The sequence below is a fragment of the Puia dinghuensis genome (assembly GCF_014642875.1).
Lineage (GTDB): Bacteria > Bacteroidota > Bacteroidia > Chitinophagales > Chitinophagaceae > Puia > Puia dinghuensis.
Window position 1 is genome coordinate 276,819 of sequence record NZ_BMJC01000005.1, and the last position, 12,457, is coordinate 289,275.

General features: G+C 53.4%; 9 protein-coding genes. 5 read left to right on the plus strand and 4 right to left on the minus strand.

Translation table 11 applies throughout. The annotated features are described in order from the left end of the window. Window positions 1–30 precede the first annotated feature (30 nt). The 5 genes from IEY39_RS22880 to IEY39_RS22900 all read left to right on the plus strand — a co-directional run bounded on the left by IEY39_RS22880 (window position 31) and on the right by IEY39_RS22900 (window position 7,682). Window positions 31–4,479, plus strand: coding sequence for a PKD domain-containing protein (locus tag IEY39_RS22880; protein WP_188936086.1), 4,449 nt, complete (start codon window positions 31–33; stop codon window positions 4,477–4,479). A 31-nt stretch (window positions 4,480–4,510) separates the two neighbouring features. Continuing rightward, window positions 4,511–5,545, plus strand: a complete 1,035-nt coding sequence (locus tag IEY39_RS22885; RefSeq protein WP_229689041.1) for a PorP/SprF family type IX secretion system membrane protein — start codon at window positions 4,511–4,513, stop codon at window positions 5,543–5,545. A gap of 27 nt (window positions 5,546–5,572) precedes the next feature. Beyond that, complete coding sequence (locus IEY39_RS22890) at window positions 5,573–6,052, plus strand: redoxin domain-containing protein (RefSeq protein ID WP_188936090.1); 480 nt, start codon at window positions 5,573–5,575, stop codon at window positions 6,050–6,052. A gap of 132 nt (window positions 6,053–6,184) precedes the next feature. Then, complete coding sequence (locus IEY39_RS22895; RefSeq protein WP_188936092.1) at window positions 6,185–6,523, plus strand: T9SS type A sorting domain-containing protein; 339 nt, start codon at window positions 6,185–6,187, stop codon at window positions 6,521–6,523. A gap of 121 nt (window positions 6,524–6,644) precedes the next feature. Further along, on the plus strand, window positions 6,645–7,682 hold the full coding sequence (locus tag IEY39_RS22900; protein ID WP_188936094.1) for an acyltransferase family protein: 1,038 nt from the start codon (window positions 6,645–6,647) through the stop codon (window positions 7,680–7,682). A 4-nt stretch (window positions 7,683–7,686) separates the two neighbouring features. On the opposite strand, the gene IEY39_RS22905 is transcribed toward IEY39_RS22900, so the two are convergent. From IEY39_RS22905 to IEY39_RS22920, 4 genes are read right to left on the minus strand one after another with little or no spacing between them, the layout of a single operon-like run. Further along, on the minus strand, window positions 7,687–8,859 hold the full coding sequence (locus tag IEY39_RS22905; protein WP_188936096.1) for a class I SAM-dependent rRNA methyltransferase: 1,173 nt from the start codon (window positions 8,857–8,859) through the stop codon (window positions 7,687–7,689). A 37-nt stretch (window positions 8,860–8,896) separates the two neighbouring features. Further along, complete coding sequence (locus tag IEY39_RS22910; protein ID WP_188936098.1) at window positions 8,897–10,360, minus strand: glycoside hydrolase family 30 protein; 1,464 nt, start codon at window positions 10,358–10,360, stop codon at window positions 8,897–8,899. A gap of 9 nt (window positions 10,361–10,369) precedes the next feature. Continuing rightward, on the minus strand, window positions 10,370–11,551 hold the full coding sequence (locus tag IEY39_RS22915) for a family 16 glycosylhydrolase (protein ID WP_188936100.1): 1,182 nt from the start codon (window positions 11,549–11,551) through the stop codon (window positions 10,370–10,372). A 1-nt stretch (window position 11,552) separates the two neighbouring features. Next, a complete protein-coding gene (locus tag IEY39_RS22920; RefSeq protein WP_188936102.1) occupies window positions 11,553–12,401 on the minus strand; it encodes a PKD domain-containing protein in 849 nt (282 codons plus the stop codon). Between the last annotated feature and the right edge of the window lie 56 nt (window positions 12,402–12,457).

Below are 12,457 nucleotides of genomic sequence, written 5' to 3' on the forward strand. Positions count from 1 at the left end.
TACTATTCGTTTACCTAAACACACGTGTTGTTGAAGCGAAGACCTTTTATTGCCTTTTGCGGTCTCTTTCTGCTTTTATCCATGAAAGTGAGCGCACAGGCACCCGGAACCGACTTCTCCGCTACCCCTACCTCCGGCTGCGGCCCTCTCGTCGTCCAATTTACCGATCAATCCTCCAACGGCCCCTTGTTCTGGGCCTGGGATTTTGGCAACGGTCTAACCTCCAGGCAACAAAATCCAACCACCACTTACACTTCACCGGGATCCTACACCGTCACCCTCATCGCCCGCAATAAGGATGGCGCCAATGCCATGCGCAAGACAGGATATATCACCGTCTTTCCCTATCCTACCGCACAGTTCGGCTCAAACCTGACCCTGGCCTGCGCTCCTGCAGATATCCAGTTCAACGACCAATCCACCCCCGGACAGGGTTCCATCACCTCCTGGAGCTGGACTCTCGGCGACGGCTCCACCTCCAACCAGCAGAATCCCACGCATGCTTATAGCCAAACCGGCTATTATACGATAAGCTTAAAAGTCACCAATTCCGGCGGCTGTTCCAACACACAAACCGCCGCCCGCTATCTGCGCGTTGTCGACGGAGTACAGCCCAATTTCAACTATCAATTGGCGTCAGCCTCCTGCATTGCCCCCTTCCTGGTCAATTTCATCGACCAAACCGCCGGCCCGGGTACGCTCACCTATAACTGGACGCTGGGCAACGGCGCCACTCCGGCCAACTCCAACAGTCAGAATCCTTCCGGCGTCACCTATCCCGCCAGTGGCAGCTACAACGTTTCGCTACAGGTGCAAAGTAGCCTGGGCTGCAGCCAGACAGTTCAAAAGACCCTGTCCTTCAACAACAATACCGCCGTGCTCAACGGCCCGGACTCGGTCTGTGTCAATTCCCCGGCCACCTTCACCAACGGTTCGGCCCCGCCACCTGCATCGATGGCCTGGAATTTTGGCGACGGCACGACGGCAAAGACAAGCCCCGCAACCAAGACCTGGTCCACCATCGGCAGCTATAGCGTCAAATTGGTCAACCGATACGCCACCTGCGCCGACTCCACTACAAAGACTGTGTCGGTAGTCAACCCACCAACAGCAGCCTTCATGGCCAGCCCCACTTCTGCCTGTAAGCCTAGCCTCACCGTCAACTTTACCGATCAGTCCACCGGCGGCCCAACTTCGTGGCTCTGGGATTTCGGCGACGGTCAGACCTCCACCCAGCAAAGTCCCAGTCATACGTATACGACCAGCGGTACCTTCGACGTAAAACTAACGGTCTCCAGCGCCAGCAACTGCTCCAATACCATGACGAAGACGGGCTTTGTTACGATCAAGGCCCCCACCGTCACCATCAATGGGGGAGGCCGCCTGGGCGCCTGCATCGCCAGCTATTCGTCTTCCAACACCGTCAACCCCACCGCAACAGTAAATACCGTAGACAACATCTCTGGCTACAACTGGTCGGCGCCCGGCTCCAACGAGGGTAGTTCCACCGCTACTAACCCCAGCTTCACCTATAACACGCAGGGCAACTATACCATCAGCGTCACCGTCACCACCAGCGGCGGCTGCACCGCCACCGGCTCCGCCCCGGTGGCAATCGGCACCCCCACTACCCCAAGTTTCACCATCAGCAGCCCCGATGGACCCGCCTCCGTCTGCGGCCGGCATTCCGTCAAATTCACTGCCAGCGGTATACCCGCCGATAGCTATTCCTGGAATTTCGGCGACGGCGACACGGCGACGGTTCCGGCAAGCCAAACAGCGATTTCACATACCTACAGCCAACCTTTCAATCCCGCCACCGTCACCCTTACCCTGAGCAATCACGGCTGCCCCACCACCGCCTCAAACTTATTGGTTGTCAAACCACCCTTCCCCAAATTCGGCTACAAGGTCAACTGCCCGGCGTATAATTCCGTCACCTTTATCGATTCTTCGCTCGTCGATGCCGGTGCTTCCAACTACACCTGGAATTTTGGCGACGGCAGCCCAGCACAAACCACCCCTCCCAACACGGGTACTTCCCACATCTATCCCACCGGGGGCGCATATCCTGTCATCCTGGGCATGTCCGACGGCGCCTGTGCCACACAGTTTGATACCGTGACCATCACGCTCGCCCAGGTAAATCCAGTTTTCGTCGTCATCGGGACCCCACCCGGGAACCAGCCCACCGAATGCAAACACAAAACATTCGAGCTGACATCCCAGACAACCACCAACCCGAACCCTCCCACTGCCGCGAATTTTATCAGGGCCTATGTCTGGCAGATCACCAAGCAGCCGTCGGATACCACCACCGCCCCGACATTTGCTACTATTATCGATACCAACGGCGTCTATAACGCAACCCTCACCACCATCGACATCAACGGCTGCACCAACACAAGCGCAGCCGTCCCCATCCGGATCATCGGCCCTACCGCCCATTTCAATCCACCATCACCCGATGGCGGTTGTATGAACAGCCCTACCAGTTTTACTGAAAATTCCGCACTCGACCCTGCCGGCGCCAACATCACCACCTGGAACTGGAATTTCGGCGACAACCAGTCCTCCAGCCAGGGCCCAACCACCACCCACGCCTTTACGGACACCGGCTACTATTTTGTCCACCTAACCGTCATTGACAACAACACCTGCTCCGACACCTATACCCAGCCGGGTCCTATCCAGATCACCTCGCCCCAGGCCAACTTCGCCGGGCCCGACAGCTTCTACTGCCCCGGGGTACCCCTCAACTTCATCGACTCCTCCCAGGGTTATGGCCTGACGGAGAACTGGTCCTACGGTGACGGAAATTCGGGCTCCATTCCCACGCATACCTACGCCACACCCGGGCAGACCTACAATGTCACCCTCAAGGTCACTGACAAATACAACTGCACCAACTCCATCACAAAGACCGTCAACATCCAGAAGCCCGTCGCCGCCTTCGACATCGCCGACACTACGGCCATCTGTACCCCCCTGCAAACGCAATTCACCTCCCGTTCGCAATACTACGATTCCCTATACTGGAATTTTGGCGATGGCTCCACCTCTACCCTGCCCGTTACCTCGCACTTTTATAATACGTACGACACTTTCACCGCAAAACTCTATGTACAAGGCCCCGGTGGATGCCTCGATTCCGCCAGCCACCGCATCCTGGTATTGAACCCCAACACCACGACACAGTTTTCTTACATTCCCCTGCAGGCCTGTGACTCTGTATACGCCAAATTCACCATTGTCCCGCCGGGTTATACCACCTTTACCCTCCAATACGGCGATCTGACGGGAGACTCGTCCGGGAACAACCCCAGTTTCCACATGTATCGCGGCGTATCCACATACAGGCCCATCCTCACCCTCACGGATGCTACGGGCTGCGTCGTGACGATCAACGGCAACAGTTTCGTCACCGTATTGGGAGCCATCCCCTTCTTCACGGCCGACAAACATGCCTTCTGCGACAGCAGCATCGTCAATTTCACCGACTACACCATCACCAACGATGGCTTCTCTACCGAGACGTACTCCTTCAGCGACGGCTCACCTTCCCAAACCCAATCTCCGGGTAATGGCCAGTTCAACGTCTCCAATGATTTTACCAGGATCGGCACCTGGCTGGCGACCTTGAAGGTGACCACCACCAACAATTGTACAGAAAGCTATACCGATACGATAAAGGTTTTCGAGACCCCACACCCCGCTATCTCCATTTCCAGCCTGCTTTGCGCCGGTATGATCCAGTTCGACGGGTCGACCACTAACCAGCAGGTCGATAGCATCACCTGGGCCTGGAATTTTGGCAACAGCCAAACCTCCAGACAACAAAACCCGTCCATCCACATGGACCCTGGTAGTTATACCGTTATCCTTCAGGCCTCCACGGCTTTGGGCTGCACCGATACCGTATCCGACCATTTCACCATCAACCCTATACCCGTCATCAAGGGCCCCAAAGAGATCACCACTCCGCTGGGCATCCCCGTCACTCTGCCCTTCACGTACAGCAGCGGCATCGTCAGCTATACCTGGACACCGGCAACAAACCTCGACTGCCCCACCTGCCCCAACCCGATTGCAACGCTGATCCTGAGCACTCAATACGAGGTGACCGTTTCGGATAGCAACAAATGCACCGCGTCGGATACCATTCTGGTCAAAACACTTTGCACGGATAAGAATTATTGGCTGCCGAACACCTTCTCGCCAAACGGCGACGGCGTCAACGATTATTTCTACCCGCGCGGCACCAGTCTGTACAATGTCCAGTCATTCACCGTATTCAACCGCTGGGGACAAATGGTCTTTCAGCGCAAGGATTTCCCGGCCAACACCCAGAGCATGGGTTGGGACGGCAATTTCAACGGCCGGCCCGCTCCGGCGGACGCCTATGTATATATAGTGGAAGTGGTTTGTGACAACGCACAGGTCGTAGCCATACATGGCTCGGTTACCCTTGTGCGATAGCGGCTTTAGTAAACGAATAATATTATTTCGCTTGAGAAATTTTGTACGGTATAGCCTTGTTCTCCTTTTCCTTGGCGCCTCTGCCCGGGCGCAGGACATTCATTTCTCCCAATTCTATGAAACACCGCTGCTCCGTAATCCTTCTCTTGCAGGCATCTTCACCGGAGACTATCGCATCCAGACCGTTTTTCGCGACCAATGGAACAGCTTCGCCGACGCCTATCGCACCGGCTCGCTCAACGCAGAGATGAAATGGCCCGTAGGTCAGCAGGACGATTATTTCACCACCGCTCTCCAGGTGCTCTACGACAAAGCCGGCACCGCCGCCCTGACGACAACCGAACTGCTCCCGGCCATCAACTACCACAAATCCCTGAGCAATGAAAGACCCATGTACCTCGCCGTAGGGTTTATGGGCGGACTGGTGGAAAAAACACTCGATCTCTCCAAGGTAACCACCAACAGCCAGTACAACGGCACGGCCTATGACCCCGCCCTCCCCAATGGAGAGACCATCCTCTCCCCGAATGTCCACTACCTCGATGGCAGCCTCGGCATCAGCTTCAATACCGCCTTCGGTACCGACAATGAGAATACGATGTATTTCGGCTTCGCCTATCATCATCTCAACCGGCCCAAAAATTCCTTTTATAAAAACCCGGCCATCGAACTCGATCCTAAATACGTCTTCTCCTTCGGCCTCAAAACCGTTGTCAACGACTTCTCCTACTTTACCTTCTACGCCGACTACTCCCACCAGGGCCCCGCGGAAGAAGGCATGGGCGGCGTCCTCTATACGTACAAAATGGGAAATGACCCCGACAATTATCCTTATGCCATCACCCTGGGCACCTTTGTCCGCTGGAACGATGCCCTCATCCCCGTCGTGAAGCTGGAGATGAATTCTTTCAACGTCGGCCTCAGCTACGACGTCAACATATCTCCCCTCAATACGGTAAGCAACAGCCGCGGCGGCTTCGAATTGTCCATTTCCTATTCGGGCCTGCTAAACAATCGCGACCACGACAGAAGCCGTAACGGAAAATATCACGATCCGAGATTTTAGCCTACATTTATCGCCTAAAATCGAACTATGAGCACTCCATCCATTCAGGTGGGCCAGCAAGCCCCTGATTTCACTCTCTTCAACTCCGAAAAAGAAAAGGTTACCCTTAGCGACTATAAAGGCAAAAACGTCCTGCTCCTATTCTTCCCCCAGGCCTTCACCGGAACTTGTACAAAAGAGCTCTGCAACACTCGCGACAACATCGCCCTCTACAACAATGCCAATGCCGTCGTCCTCGGCATCAGTGTAGACTCCGTCTTTACCCTGGCCAGGTACAAGGATGACCAGCAGCTCAACTTTCCTCTTCTCAGCGATTTCAATAAAACGGTCTCCTCCGACTACGGCACCCTCTACGACACCTTCGTATTTGACATGAGAGGCGTCGCCAAAAGATCGGCTTTCGTCCTGGATAAAGCTGGTATCGTCCGCTATGCGGAAGTCCTGGAAACGGCCAGCGACCTGCCCGATTTCACTGCGATCCAGAAGACCCTCGGCGACCTCAACTAAGTATAAATCAACTACTTACGAAAATGACCGGCGCCAGCCGGTCATTTATTTTGTTGCATTATTCTCAGGGCTAATTTGTATCTTTGAAAAGATATGACTATTTTGGGTTCACAGGTAAAATTTACCTAAAGCATGAAGGTTTTTTACATCCTGTTATCCATTATTCTACTGACATCCACCCAGGCTAAAAGCCAGGCAAGGGGCCCGTTGTCCGAACCCGAGCATAAGGTCATAAAGTTCTATCCTAACCCTGCAGTCTCTTATATAACCTTCGAGCTAACCAAAGAAGCGAACAAGACCTATACGCTGCAGATCTATAGCTTTCTGGGAAGGAAAGTGAAAGATGTGCCAGATGTGGCCGATAAAAAAACGGTCAACCTGAGCGACCTTACCCGCGGCCTTTATACCTTCCAATTGAAGGATGAAGATGGGCGGGTCACCGACTCAGGCATCTTTCAGGTCAATAAATAAATGATAGACACCCTATCATCTTTTCCACCTCACTGTGAAATTCCCGTAGATCCAAATCCCTGAACGATCTTGATTGTTTAGAGCATCACCCTTTTATTCTATACCCCTAAGCCAGCGTATCATGAAACGTAATTTGCAGCACATCGATGAGATCCGTTTTCTCGTCATTCACATCGTACTGATCAATCACTGGAACATTAACCTTTACCTGTCCCATGCTCAATACGATCGTAAGATCTTCGATATCTGGTTCGATTTTACCTCTCCCTGCCTCGCGATATTATCCGGATATCTCTTTTTCTATAAAACAAAGGATAGCTTCCCCTATTTCAAAAAGCTGAAGAATCGCTTTCACAGCCTCGTAGTACCCTATCTTTTCTGGTGCCTGTCTTTCTTTGTGGTCTACATCGTGATAAAGGATGTTTATGTCCGCATCTTCCACTCTACCTTCTGGTATGCCCCGGAAGAATCCCTCTCTTTCAAGAACATGCTCAGCAATTTGCGCAATCCAACCCTATCCAACTTCTGGTACCTCCAGAACCTGATCCTGATACTGCCCTTCAATTTCTTCATCTATTATTTGTTGAAAAACAGGTGGGTCTATCTCGCCTTCTTCCTCCTGGTACTCTCCTGCTATTCCTTTAACTGGATCGATCTCGAGTCGTATTTCCATTCCCGCTTCCTCCCCTACTATCTCATGGGCTGCTACTTTGGATACAACGAGAAATATATGCCCCGCGTGCCGATCAGCAAATTAGGCGCCATCATCCTGATCCCGGTGCTCGTATGGGTGACGTTGTCCAGCTCCTTCTGGAAAGACAATGTATTTCCCTTCCTGGAAATAAAAATGTGTATCGCGATGCTCTTCCTGTTCTCTGTCTACAATCTGGTGGATAGTAATCAGAATAGTCTTGCCTTCAAATACCTGGCGAAATACAAGCCCTATTCCTTCTTCCTCTTCGCCATCAATATGTTCCTATTCACCCTGATACAGCGCGGACTCCTGAAACTGGGTGCGGAAAGATACCTCCACTACGAAGGCTTCCTTTGGCTATTCCTTGTAGGTTCGTTTCTCGCTGTGATCGTTCTGGCCTTCGGGATTGCGGCCCTGCTGAAGCGGTATAGTCCGAAATTTTTCTATACCATCACCGGCCGGTAGTCGCTTACAGCACCTGTACGATAAGGAATTTCAGGTAATTGGTATTCTCCCACCCGTCGATGATGGGATGGTCGCTCGCCTGCGCCTGGAAGGTTACCTGGCGTAACCTGCGCCGCGCATCTTTAGCTGCAAGATGGATGGTCTCGAGGAACAACTCCGGCTGCACAAGGTTGGTACAGGAAGACGTCACCAGAAAACCACCCTTCTTCACTAATTTCATACCCCGAAGGTTGATTTCCTTATAGCCGGTAATAGCCTTTTGTATCGTCTCCCGGCTCTTGGTGAAGGCAGGCGGGTCGAGCATCACCACATCATACTGCCGTCCATCCTTGCTCCATTGCTTGAGGGCATCAAATGCATTCACGGCCTCATAACGGCATACCTCGCCAAGGCCATTCAACTCCGCATTACGCCGGGCCTGCGCCACGGCATTCTCCGAAATATCGAGTCCCAGTACAGACCTGGCCCCATAAAAACCCGCATGGGTCTCAAAACTCCCCGTATAACAAAAAGCCCCCAACACATCGCCATCTTTGACGATATGCCGGATAGCGCGGCGGTTATCATGCTGGTCAAGAAAATAGCCCGTCTTCTGACCATTCTCCAGGTCTACATGCAATCGCAACCCATTCTCTTGAATAATGATCTGCGTATCAAAAGGCGCAGACAAAAAGCCCTTCTGCTGGGGCAACCCTTCCAATTCCCGCACAGGCACATCATTACGTTCATAGATACCCTTTGGCTGGAAGATCCGCTGCAAGGCATCGACGATCGCCGGCTTCCACCGGTCCATCCCCAACGCCAGCGTCTGCAATACAAAATAATCGTTGAATTTATCGATGATGAGGGCAGGCAGATAGTCCGCCTCGCCAAACACAAGGCGGCAGTTCTCCGTATAACCCAATTTCTGCCGGTAAGTCCAGGCCTCCTTCAGGCGGGAATAAAAAAAGGCATCGTCGATGGTCTCGGCCTTGTCCCGGGTCAACAGTCGCACCGCAATCTGGGATTGCAGGTTGATATAGCCCCTTCCCAGCAACTTCTTATCATGTGTATAGACGTCTACAATACTGCCCCCGGCGCTGTCTCCTTCCACCGTCCCCACCTCATTACCAAATATCCACGGATGCCCATTCTCCACCCGCCGGCTGATCTTTTTCTTCAAATATACCTTTGTCATGGCCGCAAAGGTACGACGCGGCGCGGGCACCAGCAAACTACCACACATACGTCCCCACCGCACCCGCATTCAGGGAGGTAGAGAAGTTCTTTCCATTGAATTGCACGGTAAACGTCTGCGCAGCAGTGTTATCGTTCAGCACGATCAACACCTTCTTCCCCGCCGGCGTCATAAACGCCACATTCTGCAGGTTGCCGGTGAGATTCGAACTTATCCGGAGAGAACCCGGCCGCACAAATTTGGAGGCATGCGCAATGATATAATAGGAAGTATTCCGGCCCACCGATGATCCGTCGATGGTAAACGCGCCCTGGCAAACGGTACACCCTCCAACGGTATGTGGCCCATAATTGGGATCGGCCGCCATATTCCACTCGAGCACATTCCGGCTCCAGTTGCGCGAAGCGCCGACAATAAGATTTCGGATCGCCCAGTCCAGGTCGCTGCCGAAATTACCCGGACCAGCGACATACTGTTCCGTGAAATATACATTCTTGTTCGGGTAGGCATTGTGAACTGTGGAAAGGGCCGAAATATCTCCCGCATACAGGTGAAAAGCGCTGCCATCCACATATTGCGCCGCATTCGCATCCGCAAGTATCGTCAATGGATAAGAAGCCACATCACAGTTGTGATCCCAGATAATGATCTTCGTAGTAATGCCGGCCGCCTTGAATGCCGGCCCCATCCAATCCCGGACAAACCGCTCTTCCGACGTATCCTGCATCACCATGCTGGGCGTGTTATAAGGGTTCAATGGCTCGTTCTGCGGCGTCACGGCATCGATCGTAATACCATTGGCCTTCATCGCCTGGATATAACGGACAAAATAGTTAGCATATACTCCGTAATACTGCAACAACAGCGACCCCGCCTTGCTGTTGTTATTGTTCTTCATCCACAGAGGCGCACTCCAGGGGCAGCCCAGTATCTTGATGGAAGGATTTATGGCCAGAATCTCTTTCAACAACGGCACCAGATACGTTTTGTCATCGGCGAGATCAAAGTTGGCCAGCGTCGTATCCGGCTGTGAGGGACTGGCATTGTCATCATAGGAAAAGACCCGCGCACTCATATCGGACGCGCCGATGCTCACCCGAAGATAGCTCACCCCGATGTGCGTGGTGTCCGTCCCGAAGAGTTCCTGCTCCAACGCCGTCCGTTGCGCCGCCGGCAGGCTATAGATCAGCTGCGCACTTCCCCCCGTCAGGGCATACCCAAAGCCATCGATGGTCTGATAGGTTTGGGTCGAATCGACGGTGATCACCGGCTCCACGGCAAGACCACTGCCAAAGTTCAAGGCAACGTTCTGTTGCTGGAACAGCGCGGTCTTGTCGGGATTTGTCAACCAGAACGCCACCTGGGAATTCACCATCGACTTTGTGGTATCCGCTGGCGGCGTCACCGGTGGAGCCGGATTATTGCTTCTTTTGCTACAGGCGGTGATCCCGCCAAGGTACAGGATAGAAATCCCAAACCATATCTTCGTGATGGTTTTCATATAATGCGTTTATTGAAACACTCGCACATAATCTACATACATCCGCTGGGGGAAATTCGTCGTCCCATCGGGCGATCCTGGCCAGTCGCCACCCACCGCTACATTAAATATAAAGAAAAAGGGGCTGTTAAAGGGATAGGTTCCGCTCGTAACATTAGCCGAACTTCCATTCACATACACCTGGTCATCCACCAGGAATTGCACGCTGTTGTTCTGCCAGACGATGCTAAAGACATGGAATTGCTGGGAGAAATCCTGCCCCGACGGGAGGAAATAATTGTTATTATACGTGCCCTCGCTGCCCCCCGCCTGTTGCCAGTGAAGCGAACCCGTCACCCGGTTGGGATTACTGCCCACCAATTCCATAATATCCGTCTCACCACAGCCGGGCCAGGGCACACTCGAAATATCGGTACCCAACATCCATAAGGCGGGCCACATCCCCTTCGCCACCGGCAGCTTGGCCCGGATATCGATCCGCCCAAATGTAAAAGATCGCTTACCCTGTGTCGTTAGCCGTGCCGAAGTATAATTGCTACCACTATAGGACTCCTGCCTCGCCTCGATGATCAGATTCCCGGCCGACACAAAAGCATTCTGGGTGCGGTTGGTATAGTTTTCCAGTTCGTGGTTGCCCCAGCCGTTGCCCCCCTGCTCATAGTTCCAATCCCCCGTATTGAGGGAATTACCATTAAACTCATCGCTCCACACAAGAGTGTATCCGGGATAGCTCTTGGGAGTTCTGTACCCCGTCGTATCTGTCGGCAAGTACAACAGGTCGGAATTGATGATGGTAGCCGTAGCCTTGGACGTCCCTAGGGTACTGTTGACGGGATTGCTCAATTGCATGTAGAAAGTCTGGTCGGCCTGTCTCAGGCTATCGCCGGCGACGGATACGTCGACATACACCTCCGTCTGACCAGCGGGGATCGTCACCGTCCCCGAAGCCGCCGTGTAATCGGCGCCCGCCTTTGCCGTGCCATCCGCCGTCGTGTAACTGACAGTAACAGCCTGCTGACTGGCGGTGCTGAGGTCGATATAGAACCGGAATGCCGAAGCCTGTGTCTGCCGGGCCTGCGTCACATCGCTCACCTTCACCGAAGGCTGATTGCCCGTCGTGCTACCGCCACCGCTGCTGCCCTTCGAACAGGCTGCCACGCCAAGGACAAGGAATATCCAAAGAAATCTCATATTAACGTGAAGGCTTGTTTAATCCAATATTCGTGAAAGTGACCCCGCCCGTGCCAAGGCTACCGCCTGCACTACCGGCCTTGATCACCAGGTACACCGTTCCGCTTTGGGCAAAAGTGATCTGCCCGCTTTTGGGGCCGGAACCCGAACAACTCAAAGAATCAATATTTCCGCTAAAAGCGCTCTTACCACACCCCGACCAGGTATTCAGCGACCAAAGCTTGGTATCGGTATAATCCTTGCCCTGCGTCGGCTGCGTCCATCCGATATAAACCTCCACCCAGGTATTCGTCGCCCCCGCCCCCTGCACATTGGCGTGGAAGGTATAGGGCTTTCCCGCAATGACAGCCACCGGCTGGTAAACACCGCTATTGGTAAAACCGCTGTTCGGAGGGTTCGACAAATTCAGGCCCGGTGCATTCAGGGTAGTGGTAGTCACCGGCGCCCCCGTATTCAGCTTCGTCCAGGCCGTATTCGAGGTAAAGGTCGTATCCTGCAGGATATTGATCCCCGGGTCGTTGGCCGCTACCTGTACGATCTGCGACACCGTATCATACCCGCCTTGACCCAGCACCAGGAGGGTCACGCGGTAATTGCCCGCCTTCGCGTAATACAACGTGTCATTGGCTGTACCCTGCGTCCGTTGCGATCCATCACCGGGATCCCAAAACCAGGAAAAAACACCCGACGTCGAAGCCGTCGCGGCAAATAAATTCACCGCCCCGCTGACAGGCGCAACAGTAAAGCTGGCCTTGGGTAAAGCGCCCAAACTGGCAGAATTTTTATCAGGGGTACAGCCGCTGAACCAGGCCGTCCCAATCAATACAAGAGAAAAAAGAACAGTTCGCATATGGCAAAAATTTACTCTTTGTTTTAATATTCCCGGTCGTGAGCCGCCTCCGGCGG

What these genes read in the sequence shown, in the direction of transcription:
- IEY39_RS22905 (WP_188936096.1), bottom strand. Translation starts at nt 8,859, where the DNA reads ATGACAAAGGTATATTTGAAGAAAAAGATCAGCCGGCGGGTGGAGAAT.
- IEY39_RS22890 (WP_188936090.1), top strand. Translation starts at nt 5,573, where the DNA reads ATGAGCACTCCATCCATTCAGGTGGGCCAGCAAGCCCCTGATTTCACT.
- IEY39_RS22910 (WP_188936098.1), bottom strand. Translation starts at nt 10,360, where the DNA reads ATGAAAACCATCACGAAGATATGGTTTGGGATTTCTATCCTGTACCTT.
- IEY39_RS22895 (WP_188936092.1), top strand. Translation starts at nt 6,185, where the DNA reads ATGAAGGTTTTTTACATCCTGTTATCCATTATTCTACTGACATCCACC.
- IEY39_RS22915 (WP_188936100.1), bottom strand. Translation starts at nt 11,551, where the DNA reads ATGAGATTTCTTTGGATATTCCTTGTCCTTGGCGTGGCAGCCTGTTCG.
- IEY39_RS22900 (WP_188936094.1), top strand. Translation starts at nt 6,645, where the DNA reads ATGAAACGTAATTTGCAGCACATCGATGAGATCCGTTTTCTCGTCATT.
- IEY39_RS22920 (WP_188936102.1), bottom strand. Translation starts at nt 12,401, where the DNA reads ATGCGAACTGTTCTTTTTTCTCTTGTATTGATTGGGACGGCCTGGTTC.